This is a genomic window from Nocardia sp. NBC_00565, from assembly GCF_036345915.1.
Lineage (GTDB): Bacteria > Actinomycetota > Actinomycetes > Mycobacteriales > Mycobacteriaceae > Nocardia.
In genome coordinates, this window is record NZ_CP107785.1 from 8,791,746 (window position 1) to 8,815,964 (window position 24,219).

Consider the following 24,219-nt stretch of genomic DNA (forward strand, 5'->3'; position numbering starts at 1 on the left):
ACAGCTCGGCACAGAGCGCTTGCTCGCCCACCGGTCGGTGGCGCGGTGCGCGGATGAGGGAGATTGCGGCGACGTGACCAGACCTGACGGTGATGCCTCCGACAACCAGGCGAACGAGGAGCCGACTCCGCAGCACGAGCGGTCCGGCGCGGCCGTACCCGACGCGTCCGGCGACGCGCAGTTCATGGCCGAGTTCATGAAGGCCTTCGAAGCCAACGATGGCGATCCGGCCGAGCACCCTGGCGATCCCGCTGAGGCCGAGGACGACGACGCCCCCGACATCGGCTTCACCCTCGACCAGCAACCACCCCTCGATGTCGCGGAACAGGCCAAACAACTCATCCACCGAATCGCCCGCGCACTCGCCGCGGGCGGCCCGTCGGGCTGGCGTCGTCTCGAGGCCGTCTTCGCCATGTCCACGACCGCCGAATCGGCGCTGGTGACCTTCGCCGATGACGAACAGCGCGAGGCGCGGGTGCAACCCGCCGATGACGTGGTCGGGTTGGTGCGCGAGCAGCGGCACCTGTCGGCCCAGTTCAGCGACGGCCCATGGTGGCGGCTGTTGATCACCTTGGCGAGCACCGGTGAAATCGAGGTCGACTACGACTACGGTGACGAGCCGTTCCCGGACGATCACCTGTTCCCGCCCGAGGTCTATCTCGCTGACCTGCAGGCGTATCCGCGGCATGCGTTGCCGGTGTGGCTGGCGGCCTATCTCGGCCATGGCGATCGACAATCGCGACCCGCGATGATCGCGGCCGCCCAGGCCCGGGCCGATCGGGAAGCGGGCGTGCGGCCGGTGCTGTCCGAACGAGATTTTCCGGCCTTCCCGGTGATGTCGGCTCGGTGGGCGGTCATCGCGGCCGCGTTCGTGGCGGCCGGATCGCAGTGGGGGCCGCGGGTGCTGCCCGCCCTCGGCTGGTTCGAAGGGGCGAAACGCAGCGGGTCCACGCTGTACGCCTTGCCCGGCGGTCGGGCCGTGCTGTCCGGCGGCGTGTGGAATGCGCCGGAACTCGACGCCGTCTACAACAACGGGGCACCGCTGCCGCGGCTGTATGCGGGCGCACCGGGGTGGATCGCGAATCCGGTGCTGAATCCTCGTGCGGCCAGCGGGTTGCTGACGTTCTGCTACTGGTGGGAGGGTGGCCGCTGGTATCGCGGCCACTCGCCGACCGCGGATCGGCTCAGCGAGGCGGTGCCCGGCATCTGGACCTCCGAAACGGTGGCCGGTGTGGTCGCGGGGTTGGTCGCCGACGAGCCGACCGATGGGCAGCGGGCCGCGGTGGCCAATCTGGTGTCGGCCGCGGAAATCGGCGTGGTCACCCGCGATACGCTCGTCGAGGTCTTCGGCGACGACGGCACCTTCGATATCGACAGCGCCCTCTATCAGCTCACCCTGGCCGGTGCGACGATCACCCTGCCGGAGCCGATCTCCCAAGAGACCGCGATCGCCCAGGTCCGGCAGTTCATCCTGGACCAGGACATGGACACCACCGGCTATCCGCTGGAGAATTTGCGCGCGGACCGGATCAGCGTCGGCTGGATGGTGTACGTGCCGACCGCACCCGGTGAGATCTCGATCGGCCGCGCGATCTTCTATGTCGCCGATGACGGTGTGCTGGAACAGTCTTCGTCATCGGTGGCGCCCTCGGTCTATGCCGTCGAATTCGAGCAGCGCTTCCAGCAGCGCAACGGATCCGTCCAGGCCTGACCGTTACGCACCATTGTCATCGGTGCTCCACCGATAGCCGAAGCCGCGAATGGTGGTGATCAGACCGGGCCGGTCGAGTTTCGAGCGCAGTCCCGCCATGTGCACATCCAGTGCGCGCGATACCGAGGGCGATGAGTCGCCCCAGATGCGGTCCATCAGCTCCTGCCGGCTGACGGCGGTGTCCGGTCGTTCCGCCAGGATCCGGACCAGCTGGAATTCCTTGTGGGTCAGCATGATCGGCACTCCGGCCACCTCGACCTGCCGAGCCATCAGATCCACGCGCACATCCTGGGATACGACCGCTTCCATCGGCGAGGTGTGGATCACCACGCGCCGACTGACCGTTTCGAGCCGCGCGACCAGCTCGGCGATGCGCGGCGGTTTCACCAGGTAGTCGTCCGCGCCGGAGCGCAGTGCGAACACGATGGTGCGTTCACCGGCACGGGCGGTCAGGATCAGCACGGGCACCGAGCTGACTTCACGCAGTTGCCGCAATACCTCCAACCCGTCCATATCCGGCAGTCCGAGATCGAGGATCACCGCGTCGTAGTCGCGGTGTGTGCGTAGTAGGTCCGCGCCGCGCCGCATGCGGTCGACGAGATAGCCGCGGGCGGTGAGCGCGGCCTGCAGCGCGTCACCCACCCCGTCATCGTCTTCCACCAGCACAAGCCGCACGCGCCGATCCTCGCAAAGCGAAGGTTCGGCGCGCAGGCGTTTGCGTATTGCCATAGTCAGCTGGGCGTTTCGAGCGACCTGTCGGTGGTTGCTAGCGAGCGGCCACCTCGGCCGCGGCGTCCGCCTCGGCCTCGATCGCGGAGTTCTTCGAGGTCTCGCGCATGAAGTAGTAAATGGTCAGGGAAATCGCGATACAGGCCGCGACGTACCAGAAATACAGCGACTCGTGGTTCGCCTTCTTCAATGCCAGCGCGATGGTCTCCGCGGTGCCGCCGAAGATCGCGACCGTCAAGGCATACGGCAGACCGACGCCGAGCGCCCGAATCCGGGTCGGGAAGAGTTCGGCCTTCACGATGGCGTTGATCGAGGTGTAGCCGGTAATGATGACCAATGCGAGCATCATCAGCGCGAATGCGCCGATCGGATTTCGGGTGTGCGCTAGCACGGTCATGATCGGTACCGTCAGCAATGTTCCGGCGATGCCGAAGAAGATGAGCAGTGTGCGGCGGCCGATGCGATCGGAGAGTGCTCCGGCCAGTGGTTGCAGCACCACGAATACCAGCAGTGCGATGAAATTGATCCAGGCCGCGGTCGGCTTGGAGATATGTGCGGTATTGATCATGAATTTCTGCATGTAGGTCGTGTAGGTGTAGAACGCGACAGTGCCGCCGAGGGTGAGCCCGCAAACGATCAGGCATTCGCGTGGGTATTGCATCAGTACGCGCAGTGAGCCGCGAGACGATTGCCCGGATTCGGCCTGGAACTGCTCGGATTCATCCATGCCTCGCCGCAGCCACATGATCAACAGTGCGCCGCCCGCGCCGATCAGGAACGGAATGCGCCAGCCCCAGTTGTTCATTTGGGCATCGCTGAGAATGTGCTGCAGGACGATTTGCACGCCGAGTGCGACCAATTGGCCGGCAACCAGCGTGACGTACTGGAAGCTCGAGTAGAACCCGCGCCGACCCGGTGAGGCCACCTCGGACAGATACGTTGCGCTGGTGGCGTATTCGCCGCCGAGCGAGAGTCCCTGCAGCAGGCGCGCCAATACCAGCAGTACCGGGGCGGCCAGGCCGATCGTCTGATATCCGGGCGTGCACGCGATCAACAGCGAACCCGCGGCCATCACGGTTACCGATAGCGTCAATGCGGCGCGGCGTCCGAATCGGTCGGCGTAGCGGCCGAGCATCCAGCCGCCGATCGGGCGCATCAGGAAGCCGACCGCGAAGACGGCCGCAGAATTCAGTAGCTGTGCGGTGGAGTCGCCCTTGGGGAAGAAACTGTGCGCGAAGTACACGCTGAACGCGGCGTAGACGTACCAGTCGTACCACTCGGCCAGATTACCGAGCGAGCCACGAAGTACGTTGGCGATGACCCTGCGCTCGCCGCCGAGTTGTGTCGTAGTCATTGTGAATCTCCTTCTGGCGCCGCGCTTACCGGCCTATAAGGCGACTGTGAGTGCAATCACACTGCATTGCCAGGGGTGCGCCGATCTTCTAACCGTCCCTTAGGAAAGAGAGTCGGGTCGCGTTTCACGGTTCGATAATTCGCTAATCGAAGTAGTAGATGCCCTGGTCGGCGGCCGGATCGAATTCTTAACAGTCTCTTTAGCTACTCGCTCTCGGGAACCGGATACGGGTGCCGCCGTGCGTGTCACTATCGAAAATGACACCGATGGCGACCACCTGCCGGTCGCTCGAAAACAACAGCGAGCGATCCGAATCGGTTGTGTTGGAACAGGAACGAGAGCATGCGATGAGCGACGGACAGATCGGCGGTATGGACACCGCCGTCGCCGACCCGGCCGAGCGGGACGCCGATGCGTTGTTCGCTCGCATCGCACACGAGTTGGGCGAACTGGGACCCGCCGGGTGGCGGCGGCTGAACGCGGTCTTCGCCCTGACGGTGACCGTCGAGGCGGCGCGCGTCGAGTTCACCGGTGCCCATCGCGTGGCACGCTTGGAGATACCGGAGCCGGTGCTGGCCCTGGTCCGGCGACACCGTGCCGAAGTCGCCGCGTCCGGTACCGAACCGTGGTGGCGACTGCTGTTGCGGGCCAACGTATCCGGTGACATCGAGGTCGACTACGACTACGGCGACGAGCCGTTCCCCGCGGATCAACTCTTCCGGCCGGAGGCGTATCGCGCCGATGTGGCCGTCTATCGGCGTCCGCGACTGCCGGTGTGGCTGGCGGCCTATATGAGGCATGGCGACCGGCAGTGTCGCCGTCCGCGCCGGGCCGTGGCCGCCGTGCTCGCCGATGTGGCGTACGGGGTGACCGCGCGGCGGGTGGATGCGGAACTTCCGCCGTTTCCGCGGTTGTGGGCCCGATGGGCGACGATTTCGGCTGCGCACGTCGCGGTCTCGTCCGACCGCGGGCCGCGCATGGTGGTCTCCAATGGCTGGTTCGAGAGCGCGGGGACCGGCAGCAGTGGCTCGACACTGTATGTCGCGCCGGGTGGCCGCGCCGTGCTGTCGGGCGGTGTGTGGGACGCGCCGGCATTGAACGCGGCCTACAACGGTGGCGTCGATCTTCCGAAACTCTATGCCGGAGCACCGGATTGGGTGACGAATTCGGTGCTGAGTCCGCGTGCGGCGGTCGGCTTGCTCTCGTTCTGCTTCTGGTGGGACGGCCTGCGGTGGTATTGCGGCGAGTCACCCTCGGTGCAGCAGTGCGGGGCGGCGATGCCGGAGATCTGGCAGGCGCACACCGTGATCGAGACGGTGGCTCGGCTGCTGTCGGCGGATGCGGGCACCCAGACGCGAACCGCGGTGGCGCGTTTGCTGACTGCCGCCGAGCGCGGCGAGGTCACCCGGGAGTTGGTGGCGGACACTTTCGGTCGCGATCGCGATATCGATGCGGCCATGCGTCAGTTGGCCGCCGCCGGGACGGTCGCGTGGCGGTCGAACGGGGTCCGTGCCGCGAGTCGCCTGCCGGAATCGACGTCCACGGATTCGCCGATACATCAGCTCTGGGACGGCAGATATCCCTGCGTTGATCGAATTGCGTTATAGCCGAACGGCGCGGAGGAGGACGCCAGATGAGTGAAGGCTTCAGGGCAACCCCGTCGGGATTGAACAAACCGTCGGCGGACCTCGCCGAGGTCGCCGCGAAAATTCAGGCCATAGTGTCACGGCTGGACGCGGTGAATACCCAGAACTGGGGTAGTTGGGGAACGAACGGGCGCGGGCCGAATTTCGCCGGCGGCGACAATGGTTACGAGGCGTCCCATGACAATCTCCTCGCCGTTTTGAACACGCAAATCGAGACGCTGCAGAACTATTCGCAGGGTGTGACCGATGCGGGCGTGGCGCTCACCGGTACCGATCATGCGGGCCGGGACGACTTCGAGAGCATCTGACGCGTAGTCCGCGCCGGAGTGGTGGGGGTTCGGGGTTTCGGGGTGACCTAGGAGGGATTTCGATGGCGGACGACATTTCGATCGGGCAATTCACCGATCTCATGGAGACGATGCGGGCGGGCGTCGAATCCATTGCGCGGGCGCAGGAGAAGCAGGCCTTGCTCACGGCGACCGGTTATGCCGCGGGTAAACGCGTCGCCGTGATCGTCAACGCCAATAATGTGGTCATTCAGACCCGATTCACCGATGACGTATCGGATTTGAGCTATGCGGAACTGGCCGCCGCCATCACCGCCGCCGGGCAGGACGCCGCGGCCCAGATCCTGCGCCATACCCGGGCGATGATCGAGGACTTGCACGCCCAGACCGCGCGGCTGCCGAAGCTGTCGGAGTTCGTCCCCGGACTTCCCGATGTGCGCGAGGTGCTGCCCGCCCGGCCCGAAGTGTCCACCGCGCCGCCATCGGCACGCCCCAGCGCCGCGGCCGAGGATGCGGATCCGCCCATGGTCTTCACCGATGTCACGCCGTGGGACCACATCCGTTCCGCCGGGACACAGCCGGGCGTGTCCGAGTCGAGCTGGTGAGCCGGCCCGTCGATGCGATGAGGTGCCGCTAGATGTTCATCGACATCACCCCGCTGTGGAGCTGGATTCCGGGCTGGATTCTCAGTGCCCTCAATTTCGGTATGACATATCCCAACGGCCACGTGACCCCCATGAACGATCTCAGCGAGGTCTGGCAATGGGGCGCGGGGGAAATGCGGAAGCTCGAGGCCGAGCTGAAGGCGGCCACCGAGGCCGCGCTGAAGCACTACGAGGGCGGCGAGGGTTCCGCCGAGATGAAGAAGGAGTTCGACAAGCAGTTCACCGGCGACAACTCGGTAATGAATGTCGCTGCGGCACTGGACAATCTCGGTGACTACACCCATGACGGTATGAAGGGCCTCTACCAGGATCAGATGTGGTCGGCGCTGTTCGCCGGAATGACGACGTACTCGGTCATCGCGTTGATCGCCGAGTTCTGGCCCTTCGGCATGGGGGCGGCCTCGGTGGAGCTGGTGCTCGCCCGCGAAGCCCTGGCCATTGCCGAGCGGGAAGCGGCCCAACTGGCCGCGGAGGAGGCGGCCAAGGCGGGGCTGCGGAATCTGCTGAAGCCCTATCTCAAGAAGATCGGCCTGCAGATGGACAAGTGGGCCGGGGACTCGCTCGCTCGCAAAGCCGCCGTCGGCGGCGTGCGCCTCGGCGGGGCGGGGCTGAAGGCGGGTGCGCACGGCGCGATGGCCGATATCGGGATCCAGTTCATCTCCGATCCCGGCGGCGATATCGACTGGGGCCAGGTCGGCACCACGGCGTTGACCTGGGGCGCGGGCGGAATGGCCGGTCGCGCCGCGGGTCTCGGTGTGTCCAAGGGCCTCGGCAAGGCCGTGTCATCGGATCTGGGGCAGCGGCTGGCGACGAGCGCCAATCCGGTGGCCCGGGCGGCGGTCTCGCCGAGAACGATGGGGCTGGCCACCGGTTTGGTCAGCGGTGCGGCCGGTGCGGGCGGGATGTACGGCGCCATGGTCGCCGTCGACCCCAATGCGAAATTCTCCCCGCAGATGCTCGCGGCCGGTTTCGGTATGGGTGCCCTCGGCGGCGCGCGAATGGGCCATGCGGAGGCGAGCGGCCCGACGACGCACAGTGCGGGATCGAGCGCGGCCGACGGTCATGCGAGCAAGCCCGCGGTGGTGACCCCCGAGACCAGCGCGGAAGGTAAGAAGCTCTTTCGCCAGGTGAGCCTGGCAACCCATCCCGACAAGTACCCACCCGGTGCGCAACGGGACGCCGCCGAGGCCATCACCAAGGAAGCCACCCAGATCAAGGCGCAGGCGAATACCGGTGAGCGCGGTGACCAGTACAGCGACCAGCAGGTCGCCCGGCTGCGGGAACTGCACCAGCAGGGCGTCGAACTGGCCGGTAGTACTGCCACCACTGGTCACGGCGGCAGTACCAGCGCGACACCGGCCGAGAGTGCACCGCGCACGGCCGGTTCGGGAACGTCCTCGACCGGGGCCAACCCGACGGGCGGCTCGGAAACCGGTGTCCGACCGTCGGATTCGGGTGCGCGGGTGGCGAGTTCGGCCGGTGACGGGAGCAGCGCTCGACCGGTGCCGCCGGAAAGGCCTGCCGGGCAGGGACAGTCGCAACGCGGTGGGAGCGATGCCGGCAGCCCGCAGCAGTCCCGCGCCGGTGTCGCCGCCGAGAGTCCGGGCGGCGACACGAATCTCGCTGCCGGACAACAGGACAAACCCGCAGCGTCGGTTCAGGCCGGTAGTGCGGCGCAGTCCGAAGCCCGGGTTCCGGAGCAGCGTGCGCCCGAAACGGCCGACGAACCTCCGCGCGCGCGGCCGGCGGAAGTAGATACGCACGGTGCCAATGGCCAGGCCGAACCGCGCGTACCCGAGCAGCGCCGACCCGATATGCCGGTCGACAATTCGTCCGCGCGGCCGGTCGCTGCTCCGGAGCCGGGTGCGTCCGAGGCCGAGTCCGGCGCCTCGGAGCGCGGCGGCAGTAATGCGGCCGTTGCTGATTCGGGGCCGCGTCCGCCCGACGTCCCGGCCGAACGTCAACCACAGGTCCAACACCCCGACAGCGCCGATGTCGGATCAGCCGTCGCCGCAACCGAATCGGCCCGCGCGGACGGCACCCACTCCTATGCCGAAGATCGTCCCGCGCCGGCGCAATCGCATCCGGCACCGGTCGGCGGCACGGAGTTCCGTGTGCCCGAACAGCGCACCGAGCCATCGGTCAACAGCTGTGTGCCGGAAGCCTTCCGGTATCTCGAACAGGCGCAGGGTCGCCTCGTGGCCGAGGGGCCGACGCCACAGCCGCGAACGCTGGCCGGGGTGCCCCTGCACGAAGTGCAGCGTGCGATCCGCGGCAAGTTCGAGGGATTCGGGCCCGACCGGACCGCGTCGGGCCATGCGCAGATCGTCGAGGCCACCGTGCGGGCGGGCAAGGGGGCGAGCGCGCTGGTCGCGGAGCAGCGCGCCCAGGTCAACGCCGGAGGTGCGCAGGGGCACGTCTATACGCTCACCTATAACGGGGGCAACCACTTCGAGGTCAACGGCAAGTCGGCGGTCCATGTCGAAACCGATGCGCAGGGCCGGGAGTGGTTCGTCGCGGCCGACGAGAACGGCGTGCCGATGCCGGGGCAGCAGCCGAAGTCGTTGGCGGAGTTGGCCGGCGGCGCTACCCGGGCGGATGCGGTTGCCGCCGATGCCATCATCATGCGTGCCGGTGAGGTCGTCAGCGGCCTCGGCGATCCGAATGCGGCTCGCCCGTCCCGGGAGCTGATGATGGGCGCCACCCCCGAACCCCGGGCCCAGGTCCGTTCGCTGCATGCCGAGTATCGCCACGCGACCACCGAGGAAGCCCGCGCACGTGCCGAATCGACGCGGCTGCGGACGCAGGCGCAGCAGGCGCGCGAGGCCGGCCTACATGATCGAGCCGCTGAACTCGACGACCACGTGCGGCGGCTGGACGAACGCGCGGACGCCGCGGGCGCACAGGCAGAGTTGCTGCGCGCCAGGGTCGTCGAATCCGAACACCTCGAGCTGGCCGAGAAACTGGAGGCGGTGCGAACCGAGATCGGCGAACTGGAGCAGCGGTTGACCGATGCCATCGGCGACCCGGCCCAGATCCAGCAGTTCCGTACCGATCTCGGATCCGTCGAGCGCGGCGAGGTCGCCGCACAGGAGCGGGACCGGCTGGACAGCGCCGAGCGGGAACTGCGCGAGCGCATGCAGCCCATCGCGGAGCAGCTCGACACCGGGCGAACAGCCGTGCGGGAGTTGGCGGCCGAGGTCAGGGCCGCCCAAGAGCCGTCGACGGGAACGGCATTGACCGAATCCGAACGCGGCGAACTCGTCCGCGCGACCGGACCCGCCCTCGCCCGTGCCCGAACCAGCATCGATTGGCTGCAGGGGATATATGCCGGATTAGCGCAGCAGCAAGGGGAATTGGCCCAGCCGCATGCCGTGCTGACCGATGAGATCGCGGCGGCGACGCAGGCGCGTGATCGGCTGGCCGCCGCATTCGAGGTGGCCGATCCGCAACAGCTGCATCCGTCCTATCGCGGTGTGCCCTCGCCCGGCACGGAACTGGTGCATTCGTTGCGGGATACGCTCGACCGATTGGAGCGGGCCCAGGACGAGGCGGCACGGTTGACCGAACGTCAGATCGGTCTGCGGGCACTCGACGAGCTGCGGCTGCTGCCGGTTTCGGAACGAGTCGGTGTGTCGCCCGCGGCCGAACCGTCCACCGCCTTCCCGAATCAGCGGATCGTCGTGGTCGGCACCGATACTTCGCCCGCCGGCTACCGGCAGGCATTGCAGGCGACATTGCGACCGGGCACGGATGTGGAGTTGGTACTGCGCCTGGCACAGTCGGACAAGCTGCCGGTGCAGGTGGAGTTCGTGCGGATCGAGGTGACGGAACAGACCGCGACCGGGCATGCGCTGGCCTCGACCGAACCGGCGGCACCGCAGCGGTCGGGCGCGTGGCCGGATCCGAGCAAGCATGCGCGGCCCTGGGAGAAGACGAAGTGGACCGAGCCGCAGCCGCCATTCCTGTTCAAGGTGTCGATGGTTCCGGTATTCGACGAAATCATGTCGCCCTTCCATGATTTCGCGCCGGGGGAGGTGCCCGAGTTCATCTTTGCGCCGAACCTGCCGTTCGCGAAGACGGTCTTCGATGTGCCGGCGGGTGTCGATGCCTTCCAGTCCGATGTCGGCATGTACGCCTTCCACGCCCGCATCCTCAGCCTCGGCATCCTCGATCGGATTCCGAACCATCCGTGGGTCCGTTCGTTCGTGCAGAATCGCCCGTGGATCGGCAAGGTGATACTGGGTCTGACCAAGTGGCTACCCGCCAATACCGCGCACGGTCGGTCGGTGCACGTGCCGCTATCAGTGGATTTCGTGAACAAGCATCCACGGATCGCCTTCGCGCTCGGTGGTGTCGAGCAGTGGATCCCGAGTGTCCGCAATGGTCGCTGGATTCAGTTGGTTCCGATGATCCGTGGCACGCGCACGCATGCGTGGTTCGACGACGCGCGCCCCGATCCGGCGCCGCTGCACCGCGGTGACCTGGCCACGCCGTCGTTCAACCGAGAGGCGCAACATCTCGACGGTGACGTCATCCGTCCGTACACCGGGGAGAGTGTGGAGATCCCCGCGTCGTTGGCGGCCCGCTGGCATGCGAATGAGCAAGTGCGCGAGCGGATTCAGGAGTGGACCGAAGGCGAGTACGAGCGCTACGAGCGTGATCGGGTCCATGCGGGCGATGGCCTCGTACATCGAATCGCAGATCAGGCTGCCCAGCATCCCGATCGGTACTCCGGCGGTGATCCGAAGCGGTGGATACGCGGCAAGAACAACGAGTGGGTGCGGGATCCGGATGGATCGCTGTTACCGCGTCATCCGGATGGTTCGACCTGGTTGCGTGATGCCGAGGGCAATGTTCGGCCGCGCGCGGAGATCGTCGATAACTTGCAGCGGGCGCGCGACCATCTGATGCGGAATTCGGAGCTGAACCGGATTCCCGATGTCCCCGAGCTGTGGAATCGGTTGATCGACGGGAAACCGTTGCGCGCGGACGTGATCGGTGTCGAGGCGGCATTGGTCGAGGCGGACTATCTCGCGACGCATCGCGAAGGGACCGGACAGCAGGCGCATCAGGCGGCCAAGCAGGCGGGATACGACTGGGACAGCAACCGTCCAGAGCTGACCGGTGATCGTGCCGAGCGCAGTCTGCTCGGCAAACTGACCGGCCGCAGACCACTCAGCGTCGGGGCCACCACCGAACTGGACCCGTCTGCACCGGATCCGGTGCGCACCCGCCGGTTCGGCACGACGCTGTACTACGGCAGGCACTTCGGCGATTTCGGGCAGGTGCGCGGGCAACTCGGTGACATCATGCGCGGTTGGCCCGCGGCCAAGATCGCCCGGGCACAGGCCGCGGTGGTCGAGCTCACCCACGAGGCCACCCGGTCGCATCGCGGTGACCTCAATCTGGCACGGGGTGGCGTCCATGTATCCGGGCGGGTAACCGGCGAGCCCGGCCGACAGCGGTTGGTGGTCAAGGTCGAAAGCGACGGCGACGGCAGGCAAACCGGCGTCCGGCGCTACACACTCGAGGAGTCCGACGGCAGCAGCCAGCGAGCCCTGCCCGCGATGCCGACCGGCGCGATAGCCGCGGGCCCGATGGCCCGAGGCGGTGAGGCGCGGCCCGCCCTACCCGAACCGCCCCAGCGCCCGCCACCGTCGACGCGCCCCACTCCGACCGCCGAGTTGCCCGATTCGCCGCCGGCCGCCGGATTGCCGGAGTCGCGTTCGGCTACACAGCCCGAATTGCCTTCGGCAGCGGCACCGCCGAGTGTGCCCGGGGGCGGACGTTCCACAACTCCGACACCACCGGACTGGGCGCAGGGTGCGACCCGGGAACATGTGCCGACGAGCGCGGATGTCGCCCGGCGCCTCGTCGACTACGGCCGCGAAATCGCGGCCGCCGCGCGGGAAACCGCGACCACACTCGCTCAGGTCTGCGAGCCGCTGCGACAACTCGGGATACCCGATCCCGAACGCCTGACGCCCACGCAGATGACCGACGCCGCCCTGCAGGAGCGGTACCGCCGGTTCGCGGTGGCCGATGCCGCCGTGAACCGCAATCCGACCACGCCGCAGGAGATGATCGAGTACTTCGACGAACGCGACCGAGCCCAGCAGCAGGTGACCGAGGCGGGGACCCTGTCGGCCGAACTCGGCCGGCGGATGCCCGATTACGAACAAGCGCTCGACAACGAAGCGCGGGTCCGGCAGGAGGCCGCGACCGCCGCGGCACATGATGTGCTCGATGTCTTCGGTGGGGACCGGCACGGGGATGCCGTCGCGGTGGTCTACGGCAATCCGACCCGGGTAGTCGTGGCCTCGCCGTCCGTCGCGCCGGACCACATCGTCGGCGCCGATCTGCGCAGCCGGTGGGCCGCGCAGGGCATCGACGTCCAGTTCCAGCACGTCGCCGTCGACGAGTCCGGCCGCGCCTGGGTGACCGATCTGACTGCACCGGAAGCCCCAGCAGCGCAGCAGCATTCGTCGAATCCGGCATCGACGGTGAACAATTGCGTGCCCGAATCGCTGGGACAGGTCAACGCGGACCAGCGGACCACCGTGGTGGGTGTGCCCGATCCGCAGCCGGGCAACCTCAGCGGCCGATCGATCGATGAGATCCGCCCGCATCTGAACGGTGCGGAACTAGCGGGATTCCACTTCGACGCGGCGGCCACCGGACACGGACGCATCGCCGAAGGCCTGATCCATGCCCCGGCCGCCGGCCCCGGCTCGACGGCCTGGATCGTGGAACGACGCGCGACCGTCGACGCACACGGCGTCGGCGCGCACGCGTACACCCTGACCTACGTCCGCGACAACGGCAACGGCACTTGGACTTTCACACTCGACGGTGTCGAGACCACCTATCACGGGCTCGACGGACAAGGGCGGGAATGGTTCACCGGCCCCGACGGCCGCCGAGTGTCGCTACCGGAGCTGACCGGCGGTTCACGCGCGGAAGCGGTCGAAACGTGGGCCGCGGTATGGCGTGACGGTCAGCTCGTCGAGAATGTCGGCGACCGCACCGCGACACCCCCGCAGGGCCGACTGCGCGTCGGTCAGACGCCGAGTGCGGAATCCGGCCGCACCCCGGATCGACCAACGGCACACGATCCCCCCGACGCACCGGGACGGCGCTCGGAACTGGTCCTCCGCGCCGCGGGCGAGACCGTCCCCGATGCCGCCGAACGAGCGGAAGCCACTGCCGGATCATGGGATTGGCTGGGCGAGCAGCTCCCAGACTGGCCCGCCGACAAGATCGACGACGCGGGCCTGGAACTGGCCGACCTGGTCGAGCGGGAGTTGGCGCACCCGTACGGCGAAGTTCGCATTGTGCTGGAACAGGCCGGTATCCCGGGTGATCGCGTACTGCACGCGACGGTCGGTGACGCGGGCTTCACGCTGACCGAATCGAACCGCATGCCGGACTGGCTCGCCGCTGCGATCGAGCCGATACGCCATGTGCGCGTGCATGTTCCCGGCGAGCTGGCCATCGCCGTCGAGTCGCGCAAGATTCCGCAACTCGCCAGGGCACTCGCCGCCTTCGACCACCTGAGTTCGCCGCCCGAGGTGGCGCAGGACAATATCGACCACGGCCTGCGCCACCGCGCCCGGATCAACCGCGGGCGATTGCACAGCTTCCACACCGATATCGAGGGTGAATTCATCGAATGCCGGTTCGGCGACGAAAGGGTCGAACTCACCGTCTACCCGCTGTGGGATCAGGATTTCCGAACCGGTTGGCGCGAGTTGGCGCGACTCGAACAGCACGACAGGACCGTGCCGATCGACGAACTCGCCACTGTCATCGTCACCGACTTGCACGAACGGCACGCCAATTGGGTTGAGGCGCAACCGGATACCCTCGGCAACGAAGTATCGGCGCAGTGGCCGGGTGCCGCCCAGACCGCCGCGAGCACCGAGTTGACCGACGCCTTGACCCGAACGGCGTCGCCGGATCCGACGGTGGAACGTGTCGTGCTCGGGGAACCCGGCGAACGCCGCGAGCGGGTCGAGGTGACCGATCGGAGCCGGGATCTGCCGGTGCGGGATGAGCCGGGTACCCCGACCGAATCGGGCCGGGCCACCGAGTTGCTCGACGAGAAGGCCGGGACGTGGGGCTTCCGGCTGCACAGCGACGGGACGCGGACACGGTGGTTCGAACTCTTCGAGTCCGACGGATCGCAACCCCGATCGCGGCCCGATCCGCTGGTCGACCTGAATCTCCCACAGGGTGCCGTCGAACAGCGAGTGTCCGAGGCGCGCAGTGCGGTCGTCGATGTGCTGACCGCCGCCGATTGGCCGGAGGAGATGCGTGCGGACGTGCGGCTCGTGGTGTCGGAGTTGGTCACCAATGTGGCCAGGTATGCGCCGGAAGGCGGCGCGCGCGTACGTGTTTGGCTCGATGACGGGCGGCTGCGGGTGGCGGTCGACGATACGAGCCGCGGGCTGCCGAAGCGACAGGCGGAGAGCGAGTTCGACACCTTCGACGTCGACGCCCTGGAGATCGATCTGGATGCGTGGGAATCGGGCGCGCTGGAGATGGGCACGCACGGCCGCGGCCTCGGCCTGTTGGCGGAGGCGGCCGAGGTGTGGGGTGTCGACCTGCACCGGGACGGGAAGAGCGTCTGGTTCGAGGTCGAGAAGCCATCCGACGGCACGCCCACCGCAGCGGTCGAGGTCGCCGAGCCGGAAACCGTTGCGGAAATACCGGACCCGAACCTCTTCGATGGATCCCAAGGCGACACTGACGGTCGAAAAGTTCCCGCGCAGCGCGGACCGACACCGGAGTCACCGGACACCGCACCGGACCCGAATCGTGGCGAAACGCGAGCCGAGCGACCGGATGGCAGGGTTCCGGAACAATTCACCCGAGGTGACACGGAGATCGCCGAGCCCGGCGTCCGTAGCGACGCCGAACTCATCGCGGCCGTGCGCGCCGGCGAAACTGCTGCGTACGGTGAGCTTTTCGAGCGCCACGCGGATGCCGCGCGAAACCAGGCGCGCCGTCTGGTCCGTTCCCGGGATGACGCCGACGACGTGGTATCCGAATCCTTCACCAGCGTGCTGGACGTGATACGCAAGGGCGGCGGCCCCGATGAGTCGTTCCGCGCCTATCTGCTGACCACGGTGCGCAACATGGTGTACAGCGGTCCGACCCACGCCGACCGCCGTCTGGTGTTCACCGACGATATGACCCACATCGATCCGGGCGTGCCCTTCGTCGACACCGCGGTGGAACACCTGGAGGAGTCGATGGCGGCCCAGGCCTTCGACACCCTGTCCGAGCGTTGGCGAGACGCCCTGTGGCAGACCGAAATCGAGGGCCGGAAGGGGGTCGAGGTGGCGCCGTCGTTCGGTCTGTCACCGAATGGCTTCAACCAGCTGTCGGCTCGCGCTCGCGAGGCGCTGCGGCAGGCATATCTGCAGATGCACGTGCGGGCGGCCACCAGCGAACCCTGTCGGCCGACGGTCGAGCGGCTCGGCGCCTGGGCGCGTAGTGGTCTCGGCAAACGGGCCGACGCACAGGTCGAAACCCATCTCGACGATTGCGCGGCATGTCGCGATATCGCCACACAGGTTGTCGAAGCGAATCGCATGCTCGGCGGCCGCGGCCGGAGCGTACCGACCGGACCGGCCGGAGACGGTTCGACCGACCATCGAATCCCTGCGCAACCGGAGGATGATTCACGATGAGGACACTGAGCGTTCACGCACGTCATGGGATGATCGGAAGCGTGTGTGCGGGTGCGGGGCGACGCGATCCGGGTGAGTACCGCGCGTCGAAGCAGGGCCGAGCAGGACAGGAGTTGACCGATGGCCGGCGAAGCTAGCAATCCGTGGTCGGGCCTGAAGAATCAGGCGAAGAGCGGCGTGTTCAAGATCGATCCCAAGGTGGCCCCGGACGCGGCGCAATTTGTCGCCGACGCGATGAGCGTGTTCGATATCGCCGCCGGGGATACGAAAGGGCCCTACCAGGCCGGTGACACCCAAGGCTTGAACCAGTACAAGGACATGCAGACCGTCGACCATTTCGGCAATCTCGGCTCCGGCAAGATCATCTCGCACGCCTTCTCCGAAGCCGCGACCGAACTGCTCACCAAGAAACTGCCCGCGTACAAGAAATCGCTGCAGGATCTCGGCGAGGCCTTCGTCATCGCCGGACATATGGTGACCAAGGCCGAACAGACCTCGGAATCGGTCTTCAACGAGCTCAAAAGTAAGACCGCGCCCAAATACCACGACGCCGCCGACCAGATCATGATGCGCAAGGCGCCGAACGGGGCGGGCGGGCGCTATACCTGGGTCGATGTCGATCCCGAGATGCCAACGACCGACGGCAAACAATTCGACGGCAAAGCGCTCGAACAAAAAGGTCCGGCAACCCGAGTCGTCGATCCCCAACTGGAGCCCGCCGAGTCGCTGACCTACTACAAGGCGACCGCGATGTATTGGTCGCTGGTGGACAAGCCCAATGGACTGCTGTCGATGGGCGGCGACTGGACCAGAATGGCGGCCCGCCTGGAGATGGGTTTCGCCGACCTGGGCAGCAATATCGATCTGCTCGTCAAGGATCGGTGGCAGGGTGACGGTTCCAAGGCGGCGAAGAGTGCCGTGGACAAGTACGTCACTGCGAGTAGGCAATTGACGGGCGATATGCGCCAGATCGGAACGCTGCTCGTGGACGGGGCGACGTGGACGATCAATTTCCGCCAGACCCTGCCGCAGCCGGACGCCAAAACCGGTAAGTACGAGGCCATTACGCCCGAGCAGGAAAACGCGGCGACCAAAGCGGCACAGGCCGGATTCCGGGCCTGGTACCGACGGGGCATCCAGGCCAGCACCGTGCTGCCCGTGCTCCCGCCGCCCACCGGCATCCCGGGGATGGACCAGCGGACCACCGGCGGCGGCACCCCCGGCGGCGGCACCCCCGGTGGCGGCACCGGCGGGAGCACGGCGGCGAATAACGCGGCCGCTCAGCAGCGGGCTGCCCAGACGGCGGCCGAGCAGCGCAAGGCGATCGAGCAGGCGCAGGAGCAGGCAAAACAGCAGCAGGCAGAGCTCGAGAAGCAGCGACAGCAGGCCCAGCAGGAAGCCGCACAGCAACAAGCCCAGCAGGCGCAGGAAGCCGCACAGCAGCAAGCCCAGCAAGCCGCGCAACAGGCGGCCGCCCAGGCGCAGGATGCCTTGAAGCAGGGCCTCGACGGCGCGAAGTCGGCGGCCGAACAGGCCGCCCAGCAGGCATCAGCCGCGGCGGCCAAGGATATGCAGTCCGCGGGCCTTGCCGGACTGCCCTCCGCGCTGTCGGCGTTGGGCAAGGATGCGCTCAAGGCGGGTGGCAGCGCGGGTGCGGGCAAGGGCGGTGGTGGCGCGGGTGCGGGCGGCAGCGGTGCCGGCGCGGGCCTTTCGCCGAATAGCCTGAGCTCCAAGCTGTTCCCGCGCGCGGGGCTCGGTGACGCGGCCGCGGCCGCGACCGCCGCACGCGCGGGCCTGGCGACGGCAGGTCAGCCGGGCACGCCCGGCGGCATGGGGCCCGCGGGCCACGGTGCCGGCCAGGGGCAGAACAAGGAACACAAGCGGGCCGGGTATCTGGATTCGGTCGAGCACATCGAGGAGGCGCTCGGCGATGCCCCCGTCGTCGTCAAACCTGTTGTGGAGCAATGAATCGGACCTGGAAGTTCACCGACCTCGAGTTCTACGCGCAGTGGTTCGCGGAGATCGGTGAAGCGCTGCCGTGGCCGTTCTTCTTCACCACCGACGTGCCGACGGAGGAGCAGTTCGAGGCACTGAGGTTCGAGGCGTTGGAGCGGCTGCGGCGCACACTGCACGGGTCGTTCGACGATGCCATGGCCGCGATCGTGAACCCCGACGTCTTGATCGCGGTCAACGGCTGGGACGGGTGCGAGCCGCGTAAACCGGAGACTCTGCTGCGGGTGCTCGCCGTCCGGCGCGCGACCCGTGGCTATGTGGTAGCCCAGCTGCCGGGCAAAACCTATTGGCATGCAGGAGGTTTCACTGTCGTCGAATGCGATGCCGTCGCATTGGGCGATGCCGTGGTCGCGCTGCTGCCCGAGACCGAGCCGGGTAAGCAGGCCGATATCGTGCTGGCCACCGCGGACCGCGACGACGAACGGGACTATTCGTTCGGCAAGTCGGCGGTGCACGACTCCTTCGACGATTCGGTCGCCGAGCGGGCCGAACGTTTCCTCGAAGCGCCGACGCCGAGCATCGGAACCATCGATATCGTCCAGGGCCGTTCGCTATTCGGCCCGCGCGGGGTCACTCGGCATCGGCTGGAATGGCGGGATCTGGCCGAAGACGGCCGCTACGTGATCGATGACCAGAACCCGCCGCTGGCCGTGGCCGCCGACAAGAAGCGCCTGACCACGATGGTCAACACCAGGATCGCCGCCATCGTGCGCGCGATCAAGGACGAGCGAGTCTGAAAGGTGGCAGCGATGGACGATACGCGACCGGGCCTGCGGGAGTGGGCCGCGACCTCGCGTAGCGGCGCGATCTCGGTGCGGACCACGGAACAGGGCCTACCGCTGGGGATTTCGATCGAGGCCGCCGAATTGCGGCGGGATCCGCAGGGTTTGGCGGCCGAGGTGTTGCGGCTGTGCAAGCAGGCGGCCAATCGGGCCGGGATGGCGCGCAGAGCCGAACTGGCGGCGGCGGGGGTGCCCGCCGACATGCTGGCGCTGACCGGGCTGCCGACCGCGGAAGATGTAGCGAGCCAAGAGTTTGTCGAGGAGCAGGAGTACGAGACCGAGCCGGATAGCTGGCTGCGCGAGGTGTAGTCGGCCGCACGAGAGGAGCTGAATCATGTACGAGACCATGGATGAATTGATGGCCAGCGTGCAGCGGCGGCTGTATCGAATTCGGGATCTGACCGACGATATGGCGGGGGTACGTGGCCGGGAGACGGCACCGGACGGCTCCATCACCGTCGAGGTCGACGGCAACGGTACGTTGCTGGATCTGCAATTCTCCCAGGCCGTTTCGACGATGACGCCGGCCGAATTCGAGTCGACGCTGGTGGCGACGGCGGCCGCGGCGGCGCGGCGGGCATTCGACCGGCGTAGCGAACTGGTCACCGCGTTCAACGAGGAAGTCGCCGAGTAGACACCCGACGTTCATTCCGTCCCCGTAGTACTTGTCAAGAACCTTAAGTTTGTGCAAATTTGCTTCCGGGCGTTGCAACACAATTGATAGGTTCTATGTGTCGGTCAATTGCATTACTGGATCGGGGAATACGATGAGTGAAGTCGTAGCAACGCCTGATGCGATTCGCGCGTACGGGGACGCGGCGGTGGCGATGGCGACCGGGGTGGCCTCAGCGGGTGCGTTCGACCAGGTGGCGACGGTCGCGGCGGCCGCGCCGGTATTCGGCTTGATCGGCCAGGACTTTCTGATGGCCTTCGCCTACGCACAATCCAATCACGTGAGTTCGGTGTTCGAACTCGCCGGTGTGCACGCGGGTACCGCGTTGACCGCGCATGAGGGCGCCGCCGCCTATGAGGCGGCCGAGGCGGCATCGGGCACCGAATTCGGCGCTGTGTAGCAATGAATGCGCCGCTGGACCCGTCGATCGTAGATCTACTGCGCGGCAGTGCCCTTGCGCCGCTGGTCGATCGCCCGGTCAACGACATTCTGCGGGACATGGGCCTCGGGCCCCTGCCCAACCTTTCCGGGTTGTCACCGCTGCCCGAACTGCCGCCGCTGCCGGTGATCGATCTGGCCGCGCTGGCCCGCCCGCTCACGGATATGGCGAGCGGTTTCGGCACCGGAAACCTCGGCGCGACCGCGGGCGGCGGACCCGATCCGACCAAGGTGCTCGCCGATACCGCCCAGGCCGCGCAGACCGCGATCCAACTCGGTACCCAGGCGCTGCAGACGGTGATGTCGCTGTGGCAGGGCTTGGCCGCGATGCAGGCGGCGAACAAGGCCGGCCAGGCCGCGGACAACGGCGCGGAACTGGCCACCCAGAGCGCGCAGGAGAAGGCGACGCTGGCCGGCGGCGCGACCTCGGTGGCGACCGGCGGTGCGATGCTGGCGGCCGTCATCGCCAAGTACACGGCCACCGTGACCGCGGCGTCGCCGTGGTTGGTAACCGGTGCGGGACAAGCGTTTATCGCGGCAGCGACGGTGGAGGCGATCACCGAGGGCGTCGCGGTGGTCACCAAGACCCGGATCGAAATGACCGGGCACTCGGCGAATATGACCGCGGCGGGCAAGAAGGTCAAGGTCACCAACGCGCCCACGGGCGTCGACTCGATGCAGCAGGTGATGCAGTTGCTCACCCCGCTGCTGACGATGGCGCAGACCGGCGCGCAGACGCTCACCCAGGTCGCCACCCAGAACGCCACGCTGGCGCAGAAATTGCAGGCCGACACCATCGCGAAGGAACAGCAGGAGCGCGCGGACAAGGAAGAGGCCGAGCGCACCGGATCCGGTGCGGCGGCGGGTGGTGGCGGTGGCGGCGGTGCTGGTGTCGGCGGCATCGGCGCCGCGCCGATATCGACACCGCTGAGCCCGTGGACCGGTCCGCGCACGGCCGGACTCAGCGGTATGCCCGGCTTCGGCGCATCCGGAACCGGTTCCACGGCAGTGGAACCCGCTGCCGTGCGCGGGACAACGGGCGCACCGGGCAGTCCGGGGATGATGCCCTACGGTGCGGCCGGCGCCGGTGCGCGCGGGGCCGGGGACGCGGGCGGTGATCTGCCGGGCTTCCTGGTCAATGCCGATCACGGCGAAGAGGTGGTCGGTCCGATCGAAGGGGTCTCGCTGCCGGTGGTCGGCGCGGCCGAACAGATCTCGGAGCCACCACCCGATAGGGAACTCACCCTCTGACGGTTACAGGGGTTCGACTCAGGAGGTTGCCATGGCAAGCGGCGGTAGGGATTTCGATGGTGTGCTGTTCGACCCGGCGGCGGCCCGTGACGCCGCCGCCCGGCTCGACGGACTGGCGGCACGGCTGGAAGCGGAACTGCGGGAGGGCTCGCCCGCGCTGACGGTGCCGCCCTCGGGTGCCGACGAGGTGTCGGTGCGGGCGTCGCAGACGATGAACGATGTCGCGGCGTCCTACGGCGACAGCGCGGCGGCCGGAATCGTGGAACTGCGGAAGTTGGCGGCGACGCTGCGGTCGCAGGCCGCGCAGTTCGGTCGCGCCGAGCACGACAGCGTCGCCGACTTCGGCGTCCCCGGCGCGGCCTGAAGTACGACACCGAGCGAATACGACACGGAGCGACAATGATCGAACCACCGCAGCCCGGTTTCACCGGTGTGGTCTGGGGCGCGCGCGAGCCGGATCGGCTGGCGCGCGAACTGGCCACCGGTCCCGGCGCGGTACCGATGGCTGAGGCCGGTGCCGCGTGGACCCGGCTGGCTGCCGGCTTCGGTACGGCGGTTGCCGAATACGAACTGATCGTCGCGGCGCTGCGCGGCGCATGGCAGTCGAGCACCAGCGGACCGGTGCTGGACCGGGTCTCGATGTTGCGCGACTGGCTCGCCGATGCCGCGACGGCGGCGGGCAATAACGCGTCGCGCGCCGAAACTCAGGCCGCCGCTTATGAATTGGCTCGGCTGACCATGCCGCACACCGCCGAGATCGCGGCCATCCAGGCCGTGCAGCGGATGCTCGAATCGATCGGCGGCGCGATCGGCGCACCGCTGAAAGCCGTTGCGGCGCAGACCGATACCGACGCCGATCTGGCGAAGGCGGCGGCCTCGCGGGTGATGCAGACCTACGAGGCGGCCACCGAGCCGTTGGCGACACCCTGGATTCAGCAGGAGCCGCCGGTGATCGCGTCGCCGGCGGCGTTGGCGGTCGAAGAGGCGAGCGCGACGGTGTCCGGACCGTCCATGACCATGCCCGCGCTGCCGGGGATCACGCCGGGGATGTTCATGCCGGGCGGCCTCGCTGCGGTCGCGACGCCCGCGAAACTGCGGCCCTATCGGGCGCCGGTCGTCACCGAGGCGCCCCAGCCTGTGGAAATGGCGACACCGCAACCGGTTTCGACCTCGAGCGCGAGTGCCAGTGCGCTGCCGATGGTTCCCGGCGCGATGGCGCCGGGCGCGACGGGACAGGACGAGGAGTACGCGCCGCGCGCGGCGGCGGTGACCGGTGACGCCATCGGCGCCGATCTCGGTATCGCCGCCGCCCCGGCCGTCCTCGGCGCACCGGAAGCGCCCGCGGCGCCCACCGGCCAGACGGCATCCGGCGGTGCCACATGACCACCATGACCAACGATGGACTGCTCGCGGTCGCCGAACGGCTCGGCGTGCAGACCCTGCCACTGGTGCTTTCAATTGGGCCGCAACAGGATTCGTTCGACGAATGGTGTGCGGCCCAGCAGCGCGCGGTGACCGAATTGCGCGGCGCCGGCGTGCTCGACGCCGAGGGCGAGGTCGAATCCGAACTGGCCGAGGCCATGTGCACGCTGGCTCAGCCCGATCGCGAGCTGGTCGCCCGCAGCTATGCCAGCACCCCCGACGAGCAGCCGGTGGTGACCCGAATCTGCCTGGCCCGTCGCGGCGAAAGCCATGCCGTCGCGGTGCGCACCGGCGACACCTTCGACGTGCGCACCGTGTGGGCGGACGGCTCGGGTGCGGCGCTGGTGCGGCCGCTGCTGGATGCGCTCGGCCCGTCCGCGCCCGCGGAGGTCGTCAATTTCAGCGCCCTGTCGACCGAGCTGAGCGAGCGGCTCGCGACGGCGCGGACCTCCGAGGATTACGCGGACGCGGTCTACGCCCTCGGCGTCGCCGATCGCGATGCCACCGCCTACGGGCTGGCCTTCGCCTCCTGCCATACCTTCGCCGAGATCGTGGCCTATGCCCATCTCGACGGCACGAGCACCCGGCCGCCCGGCGCGGTCGCGGTCTATGACACCGGACGCGGTCGCATTGTGGCCGCGCCCGGGATTGCTGCGGATCAGCAGATCTGGTCCACGGTGACACCGGGCACCGATCACCGGATCGCGCAAGCGATTTCGACACTGATCGAATCTTTGCCTGGGGGAAGGTGGCTTCCGCAGTAGACCCTTCCGGCGATGTCACCCGACATCGTTGCCGGGCATTGGAATCACTACAGGAGAGGGTGTCCACGATGAGTGGTGAAGGTGTACACGTAGAAGAAGCGACCGCGAAGAAGGCCGAGGAGTACATGGCTTCCGCGGTCGACAACATGCAGCGGACGCTGAAGAAGATCGACGACGAGGTCGCCGCGGCGACCCACTGGGAAGGCGATGCGAAGGCGGCGTTCGTCGCGGCCTCGACCAACTGGGCCCAGCACTCGCAGGAGCTGCACAAGAAGCTCGATGCCATAACCCAGCAGGTCGGTCACGGTACCCAGGAATACATCAAGATGGAGCAGGAAAACCAAGAGGGCTTCCAGCACATCAGTCTGTAATCGTTCGGGTCCAGAACACAATCAGTCTTTGATGCAAGGGGAAATATCATGACGATGGCATACGCCAAGGGCCCGATGCAGGCCCTGTACAACGACTTGGTCACGCTGCACGGTGACCTGATCAAGTACGGCAGTGACATGGAAGACGCGGGCGGCGTGCTCAAGGTGGCGTGGGAGGGCAACGTGGCCCACGCCAGCTTCAAGACGGTCTACGACGCGTGGCACACCGAGTACGGCGACACGCTCACCTCGCTGAACAATGTCGCGGCGGCCGTGGAGAACTCGCTGCACCGCGCGCTCGGCACCGACGGCAAGATCGGCGACGGCTTCGGCGCCTGAGCACGCGCGACAAGGGCCCGTGCGGTCGCTTGCGGGTCGCTCGAAAGGGCCGTAGTGATCGCTTGCGGGTCGC

At 67.6% G+C, this 24,219-nt stretch carries 18 protein-coding genes; 16 read left to right on the plus strand and 2 right to left on the minus strand.

The annotated features are described in order from the left end of the window. The first annotated feature begins 73 nt into the window (after positions 1-73). Positions 74-1,711 (plus strand): hypothetical protein, encoded by a 1,638-nt coding sequence (locus OG874_RS40245; protein ID WP_330252260.1) that lies wholly within the window; start codon positions 74-76, stop codon positions 1,709-1,711. A 3-nt stretch (positions 1,712-1,714) separates the two neighbouring features. Here the strand turns inward: OG874_RS40245 and OG874_RS40250 are convergent, their stop codons facing one another. Together OG874_RS40250 and OG874_RS40255 are read right to left on the minus strand one after the other, a co-directional pair. Beyond that, the gene (locus OG874_RS40250) at positions 1,715-2,386 is read right to left on the minus strand and encodes a response regulator transcription factor (RefSeq protein ID WP_330252261.1); all 672 of its coding nucleotides are present in this window, start codon (positions 2,384-2,386) and stop codon (positions 1,715-1,717) included. A 91-nt stretch (positions 2,387-2,477) separates the two neighbouring features. Next, entirely contained in the window at positions 2,478-3,794 is a 1,317-nt protein-coding gene (locus OG874_RS40255; protein ID WP_330252262.1) for an MFS transporter, read from the minus strand. Between the two features lie 347 nt (positions 3,795-4,141). On the opposite strand from OG874_RS40255, the gene OG874_RS40260 reads away from it, so the two are divergent. From OG874_RS40260 to OG874_RS40330, 15 genes are all read left to right on the plus strand, one after another. Next, positions 4,142-5,401 (plus strand): hypothetical protein, encoded by a 1,260-nt coding sequence (locus OG874_RS40260; protein WP_330252263.1) that lies wholly within the window; start codon positions 4,142-4,144, stop codon positions 5,399-5,401. 26 nt (positions 5,402-5,427) lie between these two features. Beyond that, positions 5,428-5,748, plus strand: coding sequence for a hypothetical protein (locus tag OG874_RS40265; RefSeq protein ID WP_330252264.1), 321 nt, complete (start codon positions 5,428-5,430; stop codon positions 5,746-5,748). Between the two features lie 62 nt (positions 5,749-5,810). Next, positions 5,811-6,332, plus strand: coding sequence for a YbaB/EbfC family nucleoid-associated protein (locus OG874_RS40270; RefSeq protein ID WP_330252265.1), 522 nt, complete (start codon positions 5,811-5,813; stop codon positions 6,330-6,332). Positions 6,333-6,364: 32 nt separating this feature from the next. Then, entirely contained in the window at positions 6,365-16,093 is a 9,729-nt protein-coding gene (locus tag OG874_RS40275) for a sigma-70 family RNA polymerase sigma factor (RefSeq protein ID WP_330252266.1), read from the plus strand. A gap of 120 nt (positions 16,094-16,213) precedes the next feature. Next, a complete protein-coding gene (locus tag OG874_RS40280) occupies positions 16,214-18,061 on the plus strand; it encodes a WXG100 family type VII secretion target (protein WP_330252267.1) in 1,848 nt (615 codons plus the stop codon). Further along, a complete protein-coding gene (locus OG874_RS40285) occupies positions 18,058-18,843 on the plus strand; it encodes an ESX secretion-associated protein EspG (protein WP_330252268.1) in 786 nt (261 codons plus the stop codon). Before OG874_RS40280 ends, OG874_RS40285 begins: the two co-directional genes overlap by 4 nt. A 12-nt stretch (positions 18,844-18,855) precedes the next feature. Continuing rightward, complete coding sequence (locus tag OG874_RS40290) at positions 18,856-19,197, plus strand: hypothetical protein (protein ID WP_330252269.1); 342 nt, start codon at positions 18,856-18,858, stop codon at positions 19,195-19,197. A gap of 25 nt (positions 19,198-19,222) precedes the next feature. After that, positions 19,223-19,522: a YbaB/EbfC family nucleoid-associated protein gene (locus OG874_RS40295; RefSeq protein ID WP_330252270.1), complete on the plus strand. Its 300-nt coding sequence runs from the start codon at positions 19,223-19,225 to the stop codon at positions 19,520-19,522. Positions 19,523-19,655: 133 nt separating this feature from the next. Continuing rightward, positions 19,656-19,961 (plus strand): type VII secretion target, encoded by a 306-nt coding sequence (locus OG874_RS40300; RefSeq protein WP_330252271.1) that lies wholly within the window; start codon positions 19,656-19,658, stop codon positions 19,959-19,961. A gap of 2 nt (positions 19,962-19,963) precedes the next feature. Next, positions 19,964-21,250 (plus strand): hypothetical protein, encoded by a 1,287-nt coding sequence (locus tag OG874_RS40305; protein WP_330252272.1) that lies wholly within the window; start codon positions 19,964-19,966, stop codon positions 21,248-21,250. Between the two features lie 31 nt (positions 21,251-21,281). Continuing rightward, a complete protein-coding gene (locus tag OG874_RS40310) occupies positions 21,282-21,614 on the plus strand; it encodes a PE family protein (RefSeq protein WP_330252273.1) in 333 nt (110 codons plus the stop codon). Between the two features lie 35 nt (positions 21,615-21,649). Further along, positions 21,650-22,633: a PPE domain-containing protein gene (locus OG874_RS40315; RefSeq protein ID WP_330252274.1), complete on the plus strand. Its 984-nt coding sequence runs from the start codon at positions 21,650-21,652 to the stop codon at positions 22,631-22,633. Beyond that, positions 22,630-23,436: an ESX secretion-associated protein EspG gene (locus tag OG874_RS40320; RefSeq protein ID WP_330252275.1), complete on the plus strand. Its 807-nt coding sequence runs from the start codon at positions 22,630-22,632 to the stop codon at positions 23,434-23,436. The genes OG874_RS40315 and OG874_RS40320 overlap by 4 nt, the downstream gene beginning before the upstream one ends. A 68-nt stretch (positions 23,437-23,504) precedes the next feature. Further along, complete coding sequence (locus tag OG874_RS40325; protein WP_330252276.1) at positions 23,505-23,807, plus strand: WXG100 family type VII secretion target; 303 nt, start codon at positions 23,505-23,507, stop codon at positions 23,805-23,807. A gap of 48 nt (positions 23,808-23,855) precedes the next feature. Next, the gene (locus OG874_RS40330; protein WP_330252277.1) at positions 23,856-24,146 is read left to right on the plus strand and encodes a WXG100 family type VII secretion target; all 291 of its coding nucleotides are present in this window, start codon (positions 23,856-23,858) and stop codon (positions 24,144-24,146) included. Positions 24,147-24,219 lie beyond the last annotated feature (73 nt).